20 protein-coding genes are annotated in these 19,226 nt (G+C 70.3%); 8 read left to right on the forward strand and 12 right to left on the reverse strand.

All coding sequences use genetic code 11. The features are described from left to right. Positions 1 to 36 precede the first annotated feature (36 nt). The 3 genes from EV385_RS16670 to EV385_RS16680 form a co-directional block, all read right to left on the reverse strand. On the reverse strand, positions 37 to 1,614 hold the full coding sequence (locus EV385_RS16670) for a DEAD/DEAH box helicase (RefSeq protein ID WP_130510291.1): 1,578 nt from the start codon (positions 1,612 to 1,614) through the stop codon (positions 37 to 39). 206 nt (positions 1,615 to 1,820) lie between these two features. Further along, positions 1,821 to 2,366 carry a hypothetical protein gene (locus EV385_RS16675; protein WP_130510292.1) on the reverse strand — a complete coding sequence of 182 codons (546 nt, stop codon included), beginning with the start codon at positions 2,364 to 2,366 and terminating at the stop codon, positions 1,821 to 1,823. Beyond that, positions 2,363 to 2,872 (reverse strand): SigE family RNA polymerase sigma factor, encoded by a 510-nt coding sequence (locus EV385_RS16680; RefSeq protein WP_130510293.1) that lies wholly within the window; start codon positions 2,870 to 2,872, stop codon positions 2,363 to 2,365. Before EV385_RS16680 ends, EV385_RS16675 begins: the two co-directional genes overlap by 4 nt. A gap of 192 nt (positions 2,873 to 3,064) precedes the next feature. Between EV385_RS16680 and EV385_RS16685 the strand changes: the two genes are divergently transcribed. Beyond that, positions 3,065 to 3,664: a GNAT family N-acetyltransferase gene (locus tag EV385_RS16685; RefSeq protein WP_130510294.1), complete on the forward strand. Its 600-nt coding sequence runs from the start codon at positions 3,065 to 3,067 to the stop codon at positions 3,662 to 3,664. 37 nt (positions 3,665 to 3,701) lie between these two features. On the opposite strand, the gene EV385_RS16690 is transcribed toward EV385_RS16685, so the two are convergent. Next, positions 3,702 to 5,339: a methyl-accepting chemotaxis protein gene (locus EV385_RS16690; RefSeq protein ID WP_165449513.1), complete on the reverse strand. Its 1,638-nt coding sequence runs from the start codon at positions 5,337 to 5,339 to the stop codon at positions 3,702 to 3,704. A 388-nt stretch (positions 5,340 to 5,727) separates the two neighbouring features. On the opposite strand from EV385_RS16690, the gene EV385_RS16695 reads away from it, so the two are divergent. Continuing rightward, positions 5,728 to 8,733: an AfsR/SARP family transcriptional regulator gene (locus EV385_RS16695; protein ID WP_207229850.1), complete on the forward strand. Its 3,006-nt coding sequence runs from the start codon at positions 5,728 to 5,730 to the stop codon at positions 8,731 to 8,733. 43 nt (positions 8,734 to 8,776) lie between these two features. Here the strand turns inward: EV385_RS16695 and EV385_RS16700 are convergent, their stop codons facing one another. Together EV385_RS16700 and EV385_RS16705 are read right to left on the reverse strand one after the other, a co-directional pair. Further along, positions 8,777 to 9,637, reverse strand: a complete 861-nt coding sequence (locus EV385_RS16700; protein WP_130510297.1) for a hypothetical protein — start codon at positions 9,635 to 9,637, stop codon at positions 8,777 to 8,779. 24 nt (positions 9,638 to 9,661) lie between these two features. Beyond that, positions 9,662 to 10,726 (reverse strand): helix-turn-helix domain-containing protein, encoded by a 1,065-nt coding sequence (locus EV385_RS16705; RefSeq protein WP_130510298.1) that lies wholly within the window; start codon positions 10,724 to 10,726, stop codon positions 9,662 to 9,664. A 267-nt stretch (positions 10,727 to 10,993) separates the two neighbouring features. Here EV385_RS16705 and EV385_RS16710 point away from each other — a divergent pair, with 267 nt between their 5' ends. Next, entirely contained in the window at positions 10,994 to 11,728 is a 735-nt protein-coding gene (locus EV385_RS16710; protein WP_130510299.1) for a VOC family protein, read from the forward strand. On the opposite strand, the gene EV385_RS16715 is transcribed toward EV385_RS16710, so the two are convergent. The 3 genes from EV385_RS16715 to EV385_RS16725 are packed head-to-tail and all read right to left on the reverse strand — an operon-like array spanning position 11,708 to position 14,444. Continuing rightward, positions 11,708 to 12,268 (reverse strand): HD domain-containing protein, encoded by a 561-nt coding sequence (locus tag EV385_RS16715; RefSeq protein ID WP_130510300.1) that lies wholly within the window; start codon positions 12,266 to 12,268, stop codon positions 11,708 to 11,710. The two genes, EV385_RS16710 and EV385_RS16715, sit on opposite strands and share 21 nt — an antisense overlap. Positions 12,269 to 12,280: 12 nt before the next feature. Further along, on the reverse strand, positions 12,281 to 13,219 hold the full coding sequence (locus tag EV385_RS16720) for an inositol monophosphatase family protein (RefSeq protein ID WP_130510301.1): 939 nt from the start codon (positions 13,217 to 13,219) through the stop codon (positions 12,281 to 12,283). Positions 13,220 to 13,238: 19 nt separating this feature from the next. Continuing rightward, positions 13,239 to 14,444, reverse strand: coding sequence for a hypothetical protein (locus tag EV385_RS16725; protein WP_130510302.1), 1,206 nt, complete (start codon positions 14,442 to 14,444; stop codon positions 13,239 to 13,241). A 323-nt stretch (positions 14,445 to 14,767) separates the two neighbouring features. Between EV385_RS16725 and EV385_RS34325 the strand changes: the two genes are divergently transcribed. Continuing rightward, positions 14,768 to 14,971: a hypothetical protein gene (locus EV385_RS34325; protein WP_207229851.1), complete on the forward strand. Its 204-nt coding sequence runs from the start codon at positions 14,768 to 14,770 to the stop codon at positions 14,969 to 14,971. A gap of 44 nt (positions 14,972 to 15,015) precedes the next feature. Here EV385_RS34325 and EV385_RS16735 read toward each other — a convergent pair whose 3' ends face one another. The 3 genes from EV385_RS16735 to EV385_RS16745 form a co-directional block, all read right to left on the reverse strand. Continuing rightward, positions 15,016 to 15,318, reverse strand: a complete 303-nt coding sequence (locus EV385_RS16735) for a hypothetical protein (protein WP_130510303.1) — start codon at positions 15,316 to 15,318, stop codon at positions 15,016 to 15,018. Positions 15,319 to 15,591: 273 nt separating this feature from the next. Further along, entirely contained in the window at positions 15,592 to 15,801 is a 210-nt protein-coding gene (locus tag EV385_RS16740) for a hypothetical protein (RefSeq protein ID WP_130510304.1), read from the reverse strand. A 40-nt stretch (positions 15,802 to 15,841) separates the two neighbouring features. Next, positions 15,842 to 16,468, reverse strand: a complete 627-nt coding sequence (locus EV385_RS16745; protein ID WP_165449514.1) for a Pvc16 family protein — start codon at positions 16,466 to 16,468, stop codon at positions 15,842 to 15,844. Positions 16,469 to 16,667: 199 nt separating this feature from the next. Between EV385_RS16745 and EV385_RS16750 the strand changes: the two genes are divergently transcribed. Genes EV385_RS16750 through EV385_RS36125 form a run of 4 tightly spaced genes read left to right on the forward strand, consistent with a single transcriptional unit; the run spans position 16,668 to position 19,222 of the window. Continuing rightward, positions 16,668 to 18,200 carry a phage tail sheath family protein gene (locus EV385_RS16750; protein WP_130510306.1) on the forward strand — a complete coding sequence of 511 codons (1,533 nt, stop codon included), beginning with the start codon at positions 16,668 to 16,670 and terminating at the stop codon, positions 18,198 to 18,200. Positions 18,201 to 18,216: 16 nt separating this feature from the next. Then, a complete protein-coding gene (locus EV385_RS16755; RefSeq protein WP_130510307.1) occupies positions 18,217 to 18,678 on the forward strand; it encodes a phage tail protein in 462 nt (153 codons plus the stop codon). Then, the gene (locus tag EV385_RS16760; protein WP_130510308.1) at positions 18,675 to 19,064 is read left to right on the forward strand and encodes a phage tail assembly protein; all 390 of its coding nucleotides are present in this window, start codon (positions 18,675 to 18,677) and stop codon (positions 19,062 to 19,064) included. The genes EV385_RS16755 and EV385_RS16760 overlap by 4 nt, the downstream gene beginning before the upstream one ends. Further along, positions 19,061 to 19,222 (forward strand): DUF6760 family protein, encoded by a 162-nt coding sequence (locus EV385_RS36125; protein WP_423203120.1) that lies wholly within the window; start codon positions 19,061 to 19,063, stop codon positions 19,220 to 19,222. Before EV385_RS16760 ends, EV385_RS36125 begins: the two co-directional genes overlap by 4 nt. The last annotated feature ends 4 nt before the right edge of the window (positions 19,223 to 19,226 follow it).

The raw sequence follows: 19,226 nt of genomic DNA on the forward strand, positions 1-19,226 counted from the left end.
CGCAGCCGCGCCGGGAGAGCGCCGTGACGGCGCCGGTCAACGGCCGCCGCGGCGGCCGCCGACCCGGGTCCGGGCCGAGAACGCCGAGGCGCCGGAGTGGCGCGCGGCCGGTGCCACCGCCGTGGCCGCGTCGCCGCGCCCGGACCCCGACCGGGGCGCCGGGGCCGGCGCACCCGACCTGCCGCGACCCGAGGCGGTCCGGCTCTGGGCCGTCCGAGCCTGGGCGGTGTGCGACTGGGCGGCGTGTGACTGGGCGGTGCGCGGCTGGGCGGTGTGTGACTGGCCCGTCCGGGTCTGGGCGGTGCGTGGCTGAGCGGTGCGCGCCTGGGCGGGACGCCGGGCGCCGGTGCGGGCCGAGCGGGCGTGCCGCGGCGCCTCGGCGGCGGCCGGTTCGGCCACCGGCGGCGCGACGAACGTACGCTCGCCCGGGGCGAGTTCGGCGAGCTTCGGGCTGTCGGGCCGCACCCGCGTGGTCGCGGCCGCGATGCCCGCCTTGCGGATCAGGTCGCGTACCTCGGAGACCTGGCTGTCGGTCATCAGCGTGATCACCGTGCCCTCGGCGCCGGCCCGCGCCGTGCGACCGGAACGGTGCAGGTACGCCTTGTGCTCGACCGGCGGATCGGCGTGGATGACGAGGTTGACGTCGTCGACGTGGATGCCGCGGGCGGCGATGTCCGTCGCCACCAGCGTGGTCGCGGAGCCGTCGGAGAACGCCGTCAGGTTGCGGTTGCGGGCGTTCTGAGCGAGGTTGCCGTGCAGCTCGACGGCCGGCACCCCGGCAGCGGCGAGGCGCCGCGTGAGGGTCTTCGCGCCCCGCTTGGTGCGGGTGAAGACCACCGTGCGGCCGGGCGCGGCGGCCAGGTCGACCAGCACCCCGAACCGCTCGTCGTCGCGGACGTGCAGGACGTGATGCGACATCGCCGCGACCGGGGAGAGCGCCGAGTCGACGCTGTGGGTCACCGGCTTGGTGAGGAACTGGCGGACCAGGACGTCGACGCCGGCGTCGAGGGTGGCCGAGAACAGCAGCCGCTGCCCGGAGCGTGGTGTCTGCTCCAGCAGCCGTCGGACGACCGGCAGGAAGCCGAGGTCGGCCATGTGGTCGGCCTCGTCGAGCACGGTGACTTCGACGGCGTCGAGGCGCGCGTGTCCGGCCTGCACGTGGTCGGCGAGACGTCCCGGGCAGGCCACGAGGACATCCACGCCCTTGCGCAGGCCGGCGATCTGCGGGTTGGGGCCGACCCCGCCGAAAACGGTCAGGGTACGCAGGGACAGCGCCTCGGCCAGCGGCGCCATCGACGCCGCGATCTGGGTGGCGAGCTCGCGGGTGGGCGCGAGGATCAGGGCGCGCGGGCGTCCGGGCTTGCGCGGCGACCGGCTGGCGGCCAGCCGGGCCAGCAGGGGCAGCACGAACGCGTACGTCTTGCCTGAACCGGTGCGGCCGCGGCCGAGTACGTCGCGGCCGCTCAGCGCGTCGGGCAGGGTCGCGGCCTGGATGGGGAAGGGCCTGGTCACGCCGTTGGCGGCGAGCGCATCGATGAGCGCGGCGGGCAGGCCGAGCTCGGCGAATGTGACGTCTGAAGACGAAGGTGTGTTGTACGGGCGGCGGGCCGCCATGAAATCTCCGAACCTGGAAGGGTCGTCCTGCGCGACACAGACCAGTCGGGTCCCGGCGCATGATGGTCGACATCGAAAGGCGGCTCGAGGCAGTAGCACTGCGAGCCGCGAAACGAAGTGTACCCGAGGCCGCGGGGTGCCCGCCGGTGCAGGCGGGGCTGGTGCCCCGGCTCACCACCTGGTGGGAGCCGGGGCCCGCCGCGGCGCTACCGGATCGGGGCCGGGGTGGTCGGGGTGGTCGGGTAGGGGGTCGCGAAGGTGGACGGGCCGGGCGCGGGACGCGAGGCGTGCGGGGTGGTCGGCGCCGGCGTGGGGTAGCCGCTCGACGGCATCGTCGGGGTGGGGTCGGGGCCCGGCGCGCTGGTCTCCGGTGGCGCCGATGGGGTGGACGGCACCGGCGTTGGCCAGGACGGCTCCGCTGTCGGCCCGGAGGGCAGGGGCGCCGAGCCGGACGGCAGCGGCGTCGGCCAGGACGGCTCCGGGGCCGGCGTGGAGGGCAGCGGCGCCGGGGCCGTGCTGTGCGGGGCCCCCGGGGCGGCCGGTGGCTTGTGCGGGGCGCCGCCGTCGGCGAACGCCAGGGGCGCGGCGATGACCATGGCGCCCACCGCGCCCGCCACCGCCATCCCCAGGACCACGCGGCGGCGGGTCCGCATCCGTTGCTCCGCTCGTTCGAGCTGGCCTGTCACAGTCGGTGCCTCCTCGGCTAGTTGGGACAGAGCGGAGCGGATGAGGTCCTCAAACGCGGTGCTCATCGCAGCACCTCCAGGCGATCGATGTCCGGCAGCAGTTTCCGCAGGCGGGCGATCGCCCGGTGCGTCCGGCTCCGTACGGTTCCGACCGAGCACCCCAGCACCTCGGCGACCTGGGTCTCGGTGAGGTCCTCGTAGTAGCGGAGGACCACCACGGTGCGTTGGGTCGGCGGGAGCCGCCGCAGCGCCGTACGCATCGCGAGCCGGATGTCGGTGTCGGTGCTCGAATCTGGATCAGCGACCTCATTGACGGGGTTGAGAAGGATCTCCCGGTAGCGGCGTAGCCGCCGCCACCAGCTCAGCTGCTCGCGGTGCATGACCGTACGGATGTAGCCCTCCGGGTCGGCGTTGCGCAGGCTGGGCCATTTCGCGATGGTCCTGGCCAGCGCCGACTGCAGGAGGTCCTCCGCGGCGTGCCGGTCCCCGGTGAGCAGGTAGGCCACCCGCATCAGCGCCGGAGTACGGCTCGTCACGAACTCGGTCAGTTGCGTCCGCTCGTTTTCGTCCACTCACCCGCCCCAGTTCCTTGACCGCAGATACAGACGCCCGGGGCGGGCGGATCTATCCACTGCCGCCGAGGTTTTCTCCGACTGAGGCCCTGAGGCTAGGCCTCGCGGGCACGCAAGATCATTTATGTGGGCGGGACCGGGCCGGCGGGGGCGAGCGCGCACAGCCGAAAGCAGACGTGTGATCGTTGCGGCATGCCGCAACCGATTCTGCGTACCGATCGCCTGCTGCTGGTGCCGCTGGCCGACCGGCACTTCGAGCTGGAGGTCGGGTTGGACTCCGATCCGGAGGTGCTGCGCTTCATCAGCGGACGCGCGCACTCCCGGGACGAGGTGGCCGCCGCCCACACGCGGCGGATGGCCTCGGCGGCCACGGCGGACGGGCTGGGCTACTGGATGGCGTTCGCGTCGGACGGGGGCCGCCGCGGCTCGGTCGCGCCCGAGCACGAACCGGACGGCGAGTTCGTCGCGCTCCTGATGCTGCCCCCGGCGCACGGCGCGGACCAGCCCGTCAGCGACCTGGGTTACCGCCTCCCGCGTCGGCACTGGGGCAAGGGGCTGGCCAGCGAGGCGTCGCGGGCCATGCTGCGGCACGCGTTCGACACGGTCGGGCAACGGCGCGTGATCGCCCAGACCATGGCCGTGAACAGCGGATCCCGCCGCGTCATGGCGGCCGTCGGGATGCGGTACGTCCGGACCTTCTTCCCGTCCTGGGACGAGCCACTGCCGGGAGCGGACGCGGGCGAGGTCGAGTACGAGATGACCCGCCCGATGTGGCAGGCGCGCCGAAGCTGACGGGGGTCGGCGCCCGGACGGCGCCGACCCCGCCTGATCAGATGGTGAAGCGGGAGACCAGTTGCTTGAGGTCGTTGGACATCTGCGCGACCTGCTCGGCGGCGACGTGGGTCTGGATGACGCCGCTGCTGGCCACCTGACTGGCGCTGGCGACCGCCGACACGTTGCTGGCGATGCCCGCCGAGGCCCCCGCGGCGTCGCTGACGCTGCGGTTGATCTCCTGGCTGGTGGCGGTCTGCTCCTCCACCGCCGAGGCGATCGTGGTCTGGTATTCGCTGATCTGCCCGATGATGGTGGTGATGCTGGCGATCGCCTCGACCGCCTTGTTGGTGTCCCGCTGGATGGCTTCGACCCGGTTCGCGATGTCCTCGGTGGACCGGGCGGTCTCCTGGGCCAGGTCCTTGACCTCCGTGGCGACCACGGCGAAGCCCTTGCCGGACTCCCCGGCGCGGGCGGCCTCGATGGTGGCGTTGAGGGCCAGCAGATTGGTCTGCGCGGCGATCGCGGTGATGGCCTTGACCACGTCGCTGATCTGTGCGGACGACTCACCGAGCTGGGCGACCACGGCGGTGGTCGACTCGGCGACCGTGACGGCTTGGGTGGCCACCTCGGCGGCCTGCCCCGCGTTGAGGGAGATCTCCCGGATGGAGGCGCCCATCTGCTCGCTCGCCGTGGCCAGCGCGGAAACGTTGTCCGAGACGTTGCCCGCGGCCATGGCCACCGCGTCGGCCTCGCTGCCGACCTCGTCGACGCCGCCCGCGATGGTGGCGGAGACCTCGGTCAGGTGACGGGCCGACGTGGCCAGGTCGGCGGCCGACCTGTCCAGCTCGCTCAGGGTCGTACGCATGCTGTTGGTGGCGTGGTTGAGCGCGTGCCCCATGCGGCCGATCTCGTCACCGGAGGTGACCTCGACCTGCTGCGTGAGGTCGCCCGCGCTGACGCGGTTCAGCACGGCCGCCATCCGCTTGATGGACCGGACGCTCTGGCGGATCACCGCCCACGCCGCCCCGAACGCGAGCAGCAGACCGACGCAGAGGATGCCGATGACGAACAGCCGGTTCGTCTGGTACGAGGCCTCGGCCGCCTTGGCCTGCTTGGCGGCCAGCGCGGTCTCCTCATTGATCAGGGTGGTGATGACCGCACCGGTCTGGGTCAGGCCCGGCCACAGCTCGGTGAAGCGCGCCAGGTAGGCCTGGGTCTGTCCGGCCTCGGCGGCGGGCAGCAGCGTCGCGTCCCGCTCGGCGCGGAAGGACGTGAGCGTGCCCTTGACCTGGGCGACGCGCGGGTCCTTGCCGAGCTTCCCCAGCTGCTGGTACGTCGCGAACGCCTTGTCCTGGACCGCGTCCTCGGCGCGGATCTGCTGGATCTTCCCGGTGACCGCCTGCTGGTCCCGCGCCGACGCCAGGGTCGTGAGGTGCAGGAAGCTGCGCAACGCCGAGGCCCGCAGCGACTCCAGCGCGTTCGACGGGAGCAGGGCGTGCTGGTAGGTGTCCCGGGCGGCCGCGTTGGCCCGCTGCTGGGCGACCAGGCCACTCCAGGCGGTGCCCAGCGCGGTCGCGGCCAGCAGCGTCAGCGCGATGAAGAACTTGGCTGCCAGTGGCAGGTCGGCCAACCGGCCCAGCGGGCCGCGCCGGTGCTCCGTGGGGCGCGAGGAATTGTCGAGCCGGTGCCGCATAGCTGTTGCCCTTCTGGCAGGTGATCCCCAGTGATCGACCGCTGGCCGCGCCAGCCGTGCGGGGCCCCTTATCGGCGTAGCGATCTCACGCTTGAGTCCTTCTTGACCTGAAGGCGATAGGTCAGACCTTCCCCAGAGCGCGGCGAAGCTCTCGATGGATAATGCATTCTGCGACGATCTGATGTCGATGCTGTCGCCTGCCTGCCTTAATGAGATCTCGCGCCGTTTCCCATGGGATTCTCGGATCATCGGACTTCATGGATGTGGCTGAAGTCCGGCATGATAAGGCACCGTCACGACGCCGGTCGTCGACGGCGGCGTGGGCTCGACCGGAAGGGATCGGCGGCAGGTGGATCACCGAGCACGGGGACATCTGGGGCTCGCGCGAGTGCGGCTGTTCGACCAGCTCGACGCGGCCACCGCGGCGGCGCCCGTCCTGGTGCTCGCACCGGCCGGCTTCGGCAAGTCCACCCTGCTGGCGCAGTACGCGCGCCGCCATCCCGGCCCGGCCGCCGCCTACCAGGCGGACGCCATGGAGGTGGCCCACGGCGACACCGCGGCGCGGCTCGTCGAGGCCGTCCTCGCCGCCCGCCGCACCCGCCTGGAGCCCGGACCCGCCCCGGCCGGGCCGCCGGACCTGCCCGCCGCCGAGGCCGCGCGTACCTGGAGCGACGCCCGACGCCTCGTCGCCGAGGCCCGCGACGAGTCCACCGCGGTGCTGGAGGCGATGGCGGACGCCGCGCTGGACCCGGGCGGACTGCTGCTCACCCTCGACGACATCCACCACCTCATCGGTACGCCCGGAGAGCAGGTCGTCGCCCGGGTGCTGGCGCGCCGGCCCCGTGGCGTACAGATCGTGCTGGCCGCCCGGCGGCCGCCCGGCCTGCCGCTGCTGCGCCACGAACTCGCCGGGGACGGCGGCCTGATCGGCCTCGACGACCTGCGGTTCCGCCGCTGGGAGGTGGAGCGCCTGCTCGACGAGGTGTACGGCGAGCCGCTGCCACCCGAGGAGGCCGCGCTGCTGGCCCGCCGTACCGGTGGCTGGCCCGCCGGGCTCGCGCTGTTCCACCGCGCCATCCGTGGCCGGCCCATGGCCGACCGCTGCCGGGCCGCCGGCGCGCCGCTGGAACGCTGGCCCGCGTTCCGCCAGTTCTTCGACGAGTCCGTGCTGGCCGGGCTGCCCGCCGACATCCTCGACCTGCTCGTACGCACCTGCGTGCTGGACGTGCTGACCCCCGACCGGTGCGCCCGGCTCACCGGCGCGCCGGTCGCCGCCGCGACGCTGGACGGCCTGATCGGCACGTACGCGCTGCCGATGACCGCGCACGGCGACCGCTACCGGTACGAGCCGCCGTTCCGCGCGCACCTCGCGCAACTGCTGGGTGAGCAGCTCGGGCCGGTGGGCCTGCGCGAATGGCACCGGCGCAGCGCCGAAGTCCTGCTCGACGAGGACGCGCCCGCCGAGGCGGCCCGCTCCCTGGCCCGCGCGGGCGACTGGCCCGCCCTGCAACTGCTGCTGGCCGAGAACGGCCCGATCGTGGTCCGCCCACCTGCCGTCGACCTGCTCGAACTGGTCCCCGCCGCGCAACGCGACGACGAACCGTGGCTGGTCTACGCCGAAGCGGAACACCACCTCAACAACGCGCAGCTGCCCGAGGCCCGCGACCGCTTCCGTGCCGCCGAGGCGATGTTCGCCTCCCGCGCCGACGTGAGCGGCGAGGTCGGCCTGCTGGCGGTCCGGAGCCAGCTCGGCGAGGTCGAATCGCTGCTGGCCGAGTCGCTGCCCCCCAGAGGTCTGCACTGGACCGCCTGGCTGCGGGTGGCCGTCGGCCCCAACGCGGTCCAGAACACCCGCCGGGTCACCGAGCTGACCCCCGCCGAGGCGGAACTCATCCGGCTGGTCGGCGCGGTCTACGGCGGCGGAGTGCCGGACGAGATCACCCGCGAGACGCACACCGTCGGCATCGACGCCAGCGACTCGGCGGTCGCCCTGCTCGGGCTGCGGCTCGTGCGTACCTGCCTGGCCGTCGCCCGGGGCAAGGCGTCGCCCGCCGCCCTGGAACGGATCGCCGACGAGGCCGAGATGCTGGGCCTCGGCTGGGTCGCCCGGCTGGCGCTGGGGGCGCGGGCGCTCGGGCGCAGCCCGTACACGGCGGTGGACGCGTACGCGGTCGCGGCCGCCTGCCGGCGGGCCGGTGACCGGTGGGGGCACATGCTGGTCACCTCCGTGGGCGTGATCTGCGAGGTGCGCGACGGACGGCTCGACGAGGAGCGGCTGGCCGCGCTCTCCGCCGAGGCCACCGAGATGGGCGCCGAATCCATCGCCGCCTGGGCGGACGCCTTCTGGGCGCTGGCCCGGGCCCGCCGCGCCGATCCCGCAGCGGCCCGCGAGGCGCAGGCCGCCATCGACCGGGCCGAGGCCGCCCGGGTGCCCGGCGCCGCGGTGGCGGGCATGCTGGCCGTCGCGGTGGCCGACCCGCTGCGCCGGGCGGTGTTGCTGCGGGCCGCCGCGGACCGGGCGGCCGAGGCGGAACTGCCCCGTACGACGTTCAAGTTCTGGGTCGCCACGTACGCGGCGGGCGCCACCGCCAACCCCGCGCCCGCCGTACAGATCCGCTGCTTCGGTGGCTTCGCGATGGCGATCAGCGGCCGCCCGGTCGACCTGGCGCAGGTCCGCCCGCGCGCCCGCAGCGCGCTGCGCCTGCTGGCCATGCACGCGGGCCGGTTCGTGCACCGCGAAGTGCTCATCGAGGCGCTCTGGTCCGACCTGGCCCCGGCCGCCGCGACCCGCAACCTGCAGGTGACCATCTCGGCACTGCGCGGACTGCTCGAACCCGACAGCGGACGCGGGAAGGCGCAGATGCTGCTGCGCTCCGGCGACGCGTACGGGATCGTGCTGCCGACAGGCAGTTACGCCGATACGGCGGCGTTCACCGAGGCGGTGCAGCGGTGGCAGCAGCAGCGCCGATCCGGCAGCTTCGCGTCCGAAGTGGACGCGATGCGCGCGGCGCTGGCCGCGTACGGTGGGGAACTGCTGCCCGAGGAGGGGCCCGCCGAATGGGCTGTTGAGGCGCGGGAGCAGTACCGGCATCTAGCCACGCGGGTGGCGCGGGAGCTGGCCACGGCCGAGCTGACCCAGGGCAACGTCGCCGACGCGATCCGGGCCGCCGAGCAGTGCATCTCGTTGGACCCGCACGATGATGAGGCGTGGCAGGTGCTGCTGCGTGCGTATGCCCGCAGCGCCACACCGGCGAAGGCGCTGGAGGCGCGGCGGCGGTATGCGGACATGTTGGCGCGGCTGGGGGTGCCGGAGCCGACGCAGCAGCAGCTGCACGGGGGGAACGCGGCGATGGTCCCGCCACCGCCGCGCCGCCGCGCACCCCGTGACGGCTGAGGATCCGTTCTGCCCGAGGCGTGGCCGCTCCGACCGGCTCGGGTCACCGGTCGTCATATGCCTCGCGCAGTTCCCGCATGTAATTCGAGAGAACCGCCTCGATGCGCGTCGGCGGCACGCCGCCCGGAGCACTCAGGGCCACCTTCGCCAGTTCAACGCCACGCTGGCCTCGCCGACTGAATAACTCGCTGAGGTAGTCGACGCCGCTGCGCACGGTGCCACCTGCCATCTCATGCTCGGCGAGCGCGCGCAGCCGCCGACCGATGTCCTCGGCAGGCTCCGCCAATGATGCCAGTCGATAAATGTCGCCGGCGTCCTTGGGCTTCACCCGATCCGACGGCTGCCCGCGCTTCCGCTCATCCCCGATACGCTCGAACAGCTTGTGCGCCTTTGCAATCAGCAGCGCGGCCGTACCCGCCACATTCACCTCGGCAGTCCGCCGGTCGGATTTGTCGAGGCTCGGCACCGTCATCCGGCTGTAGTCGATGATCGCTGCTTCCAGCCCGGGCCCTCGCCGGGCCACGCCAGCCGCCTGTTCCGGCAGTCGGGCGGCCCGGCGGCCCGGCCCAGCGACTGCCTCCGGCACCATGAGGTCCACCTCCACCGAACGAGTCGTGCCGTCAGGCATCCGAACGTGGGTGAACCAGGCGCCGGGCTGGCTCAGCCGATCGAAGCCCGCCGCCCGCATCACCTGTTCCAGTTGTGGCTCCCCGCCCAGCACGTCCGGGTTCAGCGCGAGATCGGCATCGGTGGTGTACGGATCCACCGACACGTCGAACGACGCCTGCCCCGTGCGCAGGTACACCGCCTGAGCGCCGATCAGTACTACCGGGCTTGGGCTTCTGTCCAACGCGATCAGCGCGGTGAGCAATGCCTGGCGTGCCGCAACGTAGGCAGGATCCATGTCGCCAGGCTACCGACCATCCCTTTAGGACAGAGAACGTGCCCGCCACTGCTGTTCGTGATCGACCATCCATCGAAGGACCGCCTCGCCCTGCTCGGGCAGCCGCCCGGGGCCGTTCACGCAGTCGAGCACGAGCTGGCTCAACGCGACATGCGGGAGCCCGCCGACCGTCCGGGTTCCCCGCATCACCCATGCATCGTCCGGATGCAGTACCACCACATCCGCGCCCTCGTCGGTAGGCACCAGCCGGCCGAACCTTCGGAGTTCTTCCAGCTCGGTGGAGTACACCGCCAGCTGCGCCGCGCCGGCGACGGGAGCCACCTCCCGCGCGGCAAAGGCCCCGGTCACGGCGACTGTCGGTGCGTCGGGATCGCTCGCCAGCTGTTTGTAGAAGGCTGCCGCGCCTGCCGGCGCCACGAACGGGGTTGCCTGCGAATTTCGGAACGGCGTGTATGACCTCCCCGCCACGTCCAGCAACCGGAACCAGGCAACGTCCTTCACCTCGCCGCGGCGAGGTCGGTCCACCAGCGCTTGGTCGTGCAAGGTGTCCAACAGCTTGGACACGTAAGACTGGCTCAGCCCGGTCACTGCTGCCAGTTGCGTCAGCCGATACGGTGGCCGATGATCCACCAGGGTCCGCACCAGACGCCGAGCCTTGGCGCCCTGCAATGTCGCCGCTGATTGCGGCCGTGGTGCCGGATCACGTTGCGCCCCCTGTAGCCGCACGTAGACCGCCGGGCGCTCGGCTCGGACCAGGACGTTGCCGGTGAGGTCGAGGAACGAGATGCCTCGGTCCTGCAGTGCCTCTCGTGTTGTCTGGCTCAGCCACGGCGCCACGACCAGCAGTGTGGCTCCGTTCTGCACCGCCCTCCGGTTCGCCGGCCCGTGGAAAAGGCCAAGCACATCGCGTGGGCTGAGCTTCGACCTCGCTTCGACGATGACGTCGCCGCGACCTGTCTGCGCTGACAGGGCCCACAGCGCATCTCGATCACGAGATTCTCGGCCAGGTGGCTCATCTACCTGGATGTAGTCGGGCAGCAACTCCTGAAGGTGGGCCTTTGCCTGGTCAAGTAGGTTTGGCTCAGACATCTCAGCAGCCAACTTTCCTGGCAAGCCAACTTTCCTCGATTAGGAAAGTTTGGCTTTGGGTGGCAACTTCGCTGAATAGCCTACTTCACTGAGCCAGGAAAGTCGCGCCCTGAGGAAAGTTCCGGGCCCCCGAGGCAGCCTCCCTCCGGCCGGCGAGAGCCAGCGCGTGGTCGTTGATCGGCTTGGCTAGATCAGCGACTCCAGGTGATCTCTACGCCGGGCTCCTGTGCAGTTTGACAGTTGCTGACGAATGTCTACTGTGCGGTCATGAGCTCACGACCACTGACGGTGACCTTCGACGCGCACGACGCGGCCGGCCTGGCCCGGTTCTGGTCCGGCGTTCTCGGCCGGGAGGTCATCGAGGACGCCGGTGGTGCGTTCCTGCGCGGCGAGGATGCTCAGCTGAGCCTCCGGTTCGTCCCGAGCCGCGCGGGGAAGGCGGGGCCGAACCGCATGCATATTCACCTGACCAGCGCCAGCGCCGCCGATCAGCAGGACACGGTCGCGACGGCGCTGCGGCTCGGCGCTCGCCACCTCGACGTCGGGCAGCTCCCCGAGGAGGAGCACGTCGTTCTCGCCGACCCCGAGGGCAACGAATTCTGCGTGATCGAAGCTGGCAACTCCTTCCTCGCTGGGTGCGGCTTCCTCGGGGAGCTGGCCTGCGACGGCACCCGGGAGGTGGGTCTCTTCTGGAGTGCGGCGCTGGGCTGGCCGCTGGTCTGGGACCAGAACGAGGAGACCGCGATCCAGTCGCCGCACGGCGGCACAAAGGTCGCGTGGGGAGGACCGCCCGTGACCCCGAAAGCTGTGCGGAACCGGCAACGCTTCAGCCTCACCCCCGCCGGTGGGGATCAGCAGGCGGAGGTCGACCGGCTGGTCTCGCTCGGGGCCACTCGGCTGGAAGTCGAGCCGAGCGGTGCTGTTGTGTTGGCCGACCCGGACGGCAACGAGTTTCGCGTCGAAGGCAGGTGGAAGGGTGCCTCAGCGATCACGCCACGATAAGGGCGACAGCCTGACAGCTGCTTTGGCGATTCGCCGGCCGGTCTCGGTGTGGAGACCCTTGCGCGCCGAGTCGATCCAGCCCTCCGTTCGCTGAACGCCGATGTCGCGGTATTCGACGGCCTGGAGAAGCATCTCCAGTTTGTCGGCGTCCTTGGCGCACCGGGCTTCGAGCGTCCCGTGTGACTCGTACTCGTCCACGGCACTGCGGACCATGTCCCGGGACCGTTTCGGAAGCTGGTCGGTCTGATCGGCGGTGATCTGGCGCGGATCAGGCTTGGTCAGGTACGCGGCAGCGGTGTGGGGCAGGTCGCCGGTGCGGGTCTCCTGGCTGTCGTGCCACAGCGCCAGGAACGCGGCACGGGCGGGATCGGCGCCCTCTTCGGCGGCGATGAGCGCCGCCAACTGGGCGGCACGCATGCTGTGCTCGGCGACCGACTCGGGATCGCGTACGCCCGCGTGCCACCAGCCGGAGCGCCGGATGCGTTTCAACAACCCGAGCTCGAACCCGAATCCGGCGAGCGCTTTTGCGTCCTCTGGCACGGTGGCGCCTCTCTATTGATCGGTGGTCCGCAGGCTTTCCACGAGCTCTTGAGCCAGGTCGGGGCTCCCCGCTGCGACGAATCGCTGCCGTCGGTCCATGGCCTTGACCACCTCTGCGAACGAACCGAAGTGGTAGTCGAGGGATACGGGCTGCCCGTCAAGGTCGAGTACCGTGCCGCCGGAGGCGTGAAGTATGTAGTGCCCCGGGGCGAGATCCCACACCGCGAAGCCCTTGGCGAACTCGATCACGGCTTCCGTCATTCCGGCGGCGACGTGGCAGAGGCTGACGGAGCCGAAGTCCACGCCGATCCGCCCCCGACTCCTGCCGTCGTTTCCCGGCTGGGCGAGCTCACCAAGTAACCGGGTCTTCTGTGCGAGCGGGATGAACCGCTCGCCGGGTCGCATGAGGAAGTTGGTGACGAGCGACTCGGAGAGTGGCTTCCTCGTGCCCTGTTCGAGCGCGAAGGATTCCGAGTCGGCCGTGATGGCGAAGGCGCGGTCCATGCCGTGCTCGTCGCGCGCGCCCACGTAGAGCTGCAGGTGGTGGAAGATGTCACCGACCACCGCGATGATGGGTCGAGCGGCGGCACGGGAGTAGACCATGACGTGCGTGTAGCCGAGCAGCCCACGTACGGCCAGTTCGCTGGTGTCCAAGGGGTCGACGAGGACGCAGAGGTCCGGATCGGGGTTGTCGCCGATTACCTCGGGCTCGGCCTCCTCGGAGGCGTAGACGAATGAACCGAGGATCGGGGTGAGAAGTTCCCGGTAGCGGCGGTGCATCCACAGGTCGTGTTCGGACAGGAAGTTGTCGACGTGCCGCAGGTTCGCACTTTCGCCGCGTATGCCACTGAGAGCCGCCTCGATGAGGCGCGGGCGCAGATCCAGCATCACTCCGCGTACCGTCTCCGCGATCCTCGCGGCGAGCGGGGGGATGTCGTCGGCATGCTCCATCGGTACGTCTCCCGTCTGCTCAGCGCAGTTCCAACGGTGGCTCGATGCCCGGAGGACACATCGTCGCAGCGATGAACACCGCCTCGAAGTTCGCCGCCTGCATGATCTTCGCGCCAGTCAGGTCTTCGAAGCTCTCGACCTCGAGCGATCTGCCCTTGGTCATCGCGCCGAACACGGCAAAGTAGAGCTCCGCCCCCGGGTATCGCTTACGCAGTTCGCGGGCGACCCTCCCAACGACATCTGCGTGCTTCACCTCGAAATCGCAGATCACGATGACCGGGGCCGCGACTGAGTCGGGGTAGTGGGACTCTGCCGCGAAGGTGATCTCGTTCCTGACACGGTTGCACCTGAGGTACCCGATCGCGCAGCGATTGAACTGGGCGGACGCCAGGAAGGTCGCCATGACCAAGCCGGCTTCATTCACTCCGAAGCAGATGTTCGCATCAAGTCTCCGGCCGAGGCTCTTGATCTGCCTCATCAATCGCTGGATGCCGAATCCGAACGTGTTCCAGGTCAGGTCGATCAGCTGCCCAGGGTTGGGATTGGGCAGTGAGAAGGTGCAGATCGCCGAGTTTCCGTTGTCGATCGTGGGCACGACGAGGTTGGCGTCGGGCCCGATGATGTTGTCGACGTCGGGTGAGCCGCCGACCACCGCATTTCGCGCTCGGAGCGCATCGCTCGTTGCGGAGATCGACGAGCGGTCGGCGGCGGTCTTCAGCGCCAACTGGTCTTCCGGGGCGAGCTTCTCGTACGCCTCCTGAACCAGATCTCCGGGGGAGATGACCTCGTCAGCCGTTCCGTGTGGCCCTCGTCCGTACGCGGCAGCCAGGATGAGAAGGCTCGCAAATGAGGGAGGAGATCCAGCACCGGCGGCGCCGCGCGCTCGCGCCCAGCTCTCCCAGGCATTGATGGTTGTCCCGCCGAGGGTGGTCTGATTGCCCGACACCTCGTTGTATCGAGCGGCTGCCTGGTCCTGCGAGAGTCCTGCCGCGTAGCGGAACGCCTGGATACTGGGCAGGTCCTGATGGCGGCTCATCAAGTCGTGAGCTGCGGCCTTGACGGATCCGTGCGAATGGAACAGGGCTCGTCCCAATCTCGCAAGCTCTCGTCCGCGCGCCTGCGGAGACTGGCTCTGTCGCCCAGCCAGGCCCATGTCGACCTTTCCGTCGTCCATGTACTGCTGCGTTGTGTAGCCGACCGTGGCGGCAACATTACTGTTGCCCATCGGAATGGGCAAGGCTTGCGTGCGCGGCGAAACAGCAGGTCAGCCGTACACAGAGATCCGGGCAGGAACGGACCGCTTCGCAGGTGTGCGGGCTCCCCCGGCAATGCGACCGTCTTCTCAGCTCGGCCAACGGATCGGGCGCGGTGACGCCTCCGCCCCCCATCCCAGCGAACGGGTAGGGGCGGTGGTGGAAGCAGAAGGGAGAAGCACGTATGCACCTGCCTGCGCGTCCAGACTGGAGCTGTGAGGAGTGCGGGCAGCCGTGGCCGTGCGACTCCACGAGGGTGGCCCTGAGTGGGGAGTATCAGGGCGAACGGGCCTCGTTGCTGATCTATCTCGCCTTCCACCTGGCGGACGCGATTGATGACTTCAGCCAACCCGACCGTGGCCCCGTGCCGGACCTCTACGCGCGATTCCTGGGCTGGATCCCTCAGCCGACGATCGCCCCCGGTGGCCCTAGTAAGGAGAGCGGTGCTGTTTTGTTGGCCGACCCGGACGGCAACGAGTTCCGCGTCGAAGGCAGCTGAACAACCTTGCGCCTTGCGCGGCTTCTCTGCCGCACCGCCCCGTATCATGGGGCGTTTCTGTCAGCGCCCCACGTGGCCCACATGCGGAACAGATCTTCGCTGTCGGCCAACACTGGCCTCCAATCGGCGCGCAGCGGCTCCACGCCGATCTCCGAGATGCAGTAGCGGAGCACCTCATCCACCGACATCCGTCGACCGGGGATGTGGTGCTTCTTGCTGATCACTCCGGCGGGATTCAACTGTGTGGAGCCGATGTGGGTGTGCGGCGTTCGGACTGTGTCGCCGTCACCCTTCCCTCCTGGGTGCCAGTGGAACGCTATGACCTCGGCGCCATCGATGGTCTGCAAGGCATGCATGTAGCCGCGCGTGGAGACCTTGTAAGGTCCGCGATCCTAATCGTCAGGTGTGTGCAGAATCTCGTAATGAATGCTCAGATCCAGCGTGAGGATGTCGTCTTCCGGCCCGCGGACTCGAACAGCCTCGGCCTCGGCCCAGGCCAGCGTGTGCACCCGCCCCAACACGTGACGTCCGCCGGGGCTGATGACAAGAGGTGTGCGGGTGACGCAGGACAGCGCCCGCTGGATCGGGGAAAGAAAGTTGCCGACAGCCTCGGAAGTGACCTACCGGGCAAATGGAATGAGCATGGCGACCTTTGTAACGGCCATGTTCTCCTGCTCGTCCTCGTAGTCGCCGCGATCCCAGCGGGCTAGAAACTCGTCGCCCGAGATGCTCAGGAGTTTGCGGGCGGTCTTGTCGAACAAGATGCGCCCTTGCTCGGCGCTGAGCTCGTGAACCTCTGGAACAACGTCCCCATCTGTTCTTGTCGTCACGCTTGCCCTCCCCTCTACGAGCATCCTGACAGGTGAAGGATCATGCGTCGGCGCGTCCAGGATCGGGCGGTTCTTCGTCGATGATTGCGCTGCTCCACCGGCCCGACCGGCGTCCCCGTTCCGGCGCGGGCGCCGGGCGGCCCGGCGGCGCGACGCCGAGGCGGATGTTGTCGGCGGGCCCGGCGATGTCGGTGACCGGCGGCAGCACCAGCGGCGCGCTGGCGACCACGCTCAACGTGGTGCGTACCGGCTGCGCTGGGTACGAATGCTCGCCCAGTCGCAACGTGACCGGCCGCCCGGCCATAGCCTCGCCCAGCAGTTCCGGCGCCACCCGACGCCCCGGGTCGATCGCTATCAGGACCGCATCAAACAGCGCCGCCTCGACCGCAGGGTCGGCGGCCTCGGCGGTAACCAGGTAGTGCAGGTCGAAGCGGCGCACCGGTGGGCGTCGGGCAACAACCCGGCCCTCGGCGTCGCGGAGATCCTCCCAGTCGGTTTCCGCGGCCTTCTCGTCCTCGCGGACCCCGGCCAGGAACCACACCAGGGCGGGCCGGTCCGGTCCGGTCTCCACGCCGGGCGGGGCGGGGACACCGAACCGGACCTCGCAGGCGTCCGGCAGCAGCGGCGTGAGCAAGCCGCGCAGGGCCTGGTTCACGTCGGCGATCACCCGAACCTCCCGCCAGCCATGCTCCGATGCTCGCCGCCCGGCCCCGGGGGCGGCCAGCGTCGCCGGGCGGCCACCCGTGCACCCGCCGCTGCCCGAAGGGGCGGCCACCGGTGCACCCGTCGTCGCCCGCCAGCCGCTGCCCGGCGGGCCGGCAGAAGACCACCCTGACAGGCGTCCCGTTCCGCCACAGGGAGGTCCGATGGCCAGCAGCTACCTGTCGCCTGGCGTCTACATGGAGGAGGTGTCCTCCGGCTCCCGGCCGATCGAGGCCGCCGGCACCGCGGTCGCCGCCTTCGTCGGGTTCGCCGAGAAGGGCCCGTTGAACCAGCCGACGCTGGTCACCAACTGGACCCAGTTCACGCAGAACTTCGGCGGGTTCGTCCCCGGCTCGTACCTCGCGCATTCCGTGTACGGGTACTTCGCCAACGGCGGCGGCAGCGCGTACATCGTGCGGGTCGGCTCGGAGAGCGTGGCCGAGCCGCCGGTGCTGCGCGGCGAGCTGCCCGCGGCGGGCGAGGACAACCGGATCGCGTTCGCGGTGCGGGCGCTGCCCGCGGCCGCCGGCGGGGCACCGTTGACGGTCGAGGTGGTGGGCGGGCAGGACCCGGCCGACGAGTCCTTCACGCTGCTGGTCAAGCGCGGCGGCGCGGTGGTCGAGGCCATGGAGGGGCTCACCGTACGGCGGGGGCCGTCCAACGTGGTGACCGCCGTCAAGCAGCAGTCGAAGCTGATCGAGGTCGAGGAGACCCGCGGCGCCCGGGTGGCCACGCTGCCCCGGCAGGGCGTCGAGGTGCCGCTGGCGGGCAACGCGATCGAGCCCGCCGCCCGGGTCGAGCCCAACGTGTACGTCGGCAACTCGGCCGACCGCACCGGTTTCGCGGGCCTGGAGGCGATCGACGAGATCACCATGCTGTCCGTGCCCGACCTGATGGCGGCCCGCGACCGGGGGCTGCTCGACGACGAGGGCGTCCGGGCCGTGCAGGACGCGATGATCACCCACTGCGAGCTGATGCGCGACCGCGTGGCGATCCTGGACACCCCGCCCAGCCTCAACGCCCAGCAGGTCAAGGCGTGGCGGGCCGAGGCCAACTACGACTCCAAGTACGCCGCCCTGTACTGGCCGTGGATCAAGGTGATGGACCCGCTGAGCGGGGCACCGGCGTTCATGCCGCCGAGCGGGCACATGGCGGGCATCTGGGCGCGCAACGACGCGACCCGTGGCGTACACAAGGCTCCTGCCAACGAGGTCGTGCGCGGCGCCATCGCGCTGGAGCTGAACCTCACCAAGGGGGAGCACGACCAGCTGAACCCGGACGGGATCAACTGCATCCGGTCGTTCCCGGGGCAGGGCATCCGGGTGTGGGGCGCCCGTACGCTCTCCAGCGACCCCGAGTGGCGCTACCTGAACGTGCGGCGGCTGTTCAACTACATCGAGAAGTCGATCCTGAACGGCACCAACTGGGTGGTCTTCGAGCCCAACGACCCGAAGCTGTGGGACTCGGTGAAGCGCACCATCACCATGTTCCTGCGCCGGGTGTGGCGCGACGGTGCGCTGTTCGGCTCGACCCCGGCGCAGGCGTTCTTCGTCAAGTGCGACGCCGAGAACAACCCGCCGGAGAACCGCGACGCCGGCATGTTGACCGTCGAGATCGGCGTCGCGCCGGTCAAGCCGGCCGAATTCGTCATCTTCCGTCTGTCCCAGTTCGCCGACGGCGCCGGGCTCGAAGAGTAGGTAGGGGGAGCTTCAGATGCCAGGTGGACTTGGTTCATCGCAGCCCAACGACGCGCTCACCGCGGCGCGCTTCTCCATCACCATCGACGGGTACGAGATCGCCTCGTTCTCCGAGCTGCAGGGCATCACCACGGAGGTGCAGCCGGTGGACTTCCTCGAGTCCACCGACAAGGAGGTCATCTTCAAGAAGCTGCCCGGCAAGATGTCGCCGCCCACCCTCAAGCTGTCCCGCGGCAAGAACCAGTCGATGGAGCTGTGGGCGTGGCACGAGGCGGTGCTGCAGGGCAACATCGTCGCGGCCCGCAAGAGCTGCTCGCTGATCATGTACAACTACGACGGTGCGCCGGTGGCCCGCTATCACCTGGAGAACGCGTGGCCGTCCAAGCTGGAGATCAGCGCGCTGAAGGCGGGCGCCAGCGAGGTGCTGATGGAGACCGTCACGATCGTGTGTGAGCACATCCAGCGGGTGTCCGGATGACCGCTCCCACCGAGGTGCTGCGCACGGAGTACCCGTTCGTGCTGCCGCGCGGCTACGTGGACGAGGACGGGCGGGTGCACCGCGAGGGCGTCATGCGCCTCGCCACCGGCCGCGACGAGATCATGCCGCAGACCGATCCACGGGTACGGCAGAACAGCGCGTACCTCTCGATTCTGCTGCTGGAACGTACGGTCACCTCGCTGGGCTCGCTGCCGTCCGTGGACACGTTCGTGGTGGAGAACCTGTTCGCCTCGGACCTCGCGTTCCTGCAGGACCTGTACCGGCGGATCAACTCCGAAGGCCGCACCGAGGCGGCGGTCACCTGCCCGAACTGCGGGCACGACTTCGCCGTCGACCTGGCCGGTGATGCACCGGGGGGATCCTGACGTACGCGACCGACCACCTCTGGGAACAGGTCGCGTACGTCGCCTACTACCTGCACTGGTCGTTCGACCAGATCCTCGACCTGGAACACCCCGTACGGGACCGGGTCGTCGCCGAGATCGGCAAGATCCACACGCAGCGGGACGAGAAGGGCTGGTGAGACT

This window comes from Krasilnikovia cinnamomea (assembly GCF_004217545.1).
Classification (GTDB): domain Bacteria; phylum Actinomycetota; class Actinomycetes; order Mycobacteriales; family Micromonosporaceae; genus Actinoplanes; species Actinoplanes cinnamomeus.

Bases quoted from the DNA above. Each gene is read 5' to 3' on its own strand.
- EV385_RS16685 (WP_130510294.1), top strand. From the start codon at position 3,065: ATGCCGCAACCGATTCTGCGTACCGATCGCCTGCTGCTGGTGCCGCTG.
- EV385_RS16760 (WP_130510308.1), top strand. From the start codon at position 18,675: ATGACCGCTCCCACCGAGGTGCTGCGCACGGAGTACCCGTTCGTGCTG.
- EV385_RS16690 (WP_165449513.1), bottom strand. From the start codon at position 5,339: ATGCGGCACCGGCTCGACAATTCCTCGCGCCCCACGGAGCACCGGCGC.
- EV385_RS16675 (WP_130510292.1), bottom strand. From the start codon at position 2,366: ATGAGCACCGCGTTTGAGGACCTCATCCGCTCCGCTCTGTCCCAACTA.
- EV385_RS16710 (WP_130510299.1), top strand. From the start codon at position 10,994: ATGAGCTCACGACCACTGACGGTGACCTTCGACGCGCACGACGCGGCC.
- EV385_RS16670 (WP_130510291.1), bottom strand. From the start codon at position 1,614: ATGGCGGCCCGCCGCCCGTACAACACACCTTCGTCTTCAGACGTCACA.
- EV385_RS16700 (WP_130510297.1), bottom strand. From the start codon at position 9,637: ATGGATCCTGCCTACGTTGCGGCACGCCAGGCATTGCTCACCGCGCTG.
- EV385_RS16750 (WP_130510306.1), top strand. From the start codon at position 16,668: ATGGCCAGCAGCTACCTGTCGCCTGGCGTCTACATGGAGGAGGTGTCC.
- EV385_RS16725 (WP_130510302.1), bottom strand. From the start codon at position 14,444: ATGGGCAACAGTAATGTTGCCGCCACGGTCGGCTACACAACGCAGCAG.
- EV385_RS16755 (WP_130510307.1), top strand. From the start codon at position 18,217: ATGCCAGGTGGACTTGGTTCATCGCAGCCCAACGACGCGCTCACCGCG.
- EV385_RS16720 (WP_130510301.1), bottom strand. From the start codon at position 13,219: ATGGAGCATGCCGACGACATCCCCCCGCTCGCCGCGAGGATCGCGGAG.
- EV385_RS16705 (WP_130510298.1), bottom strand. From the start codon at position 10,726: ATGTCTGAGCCAAACCTACTTGACCAGGCAAAGGCCCACCTTCAGGAG.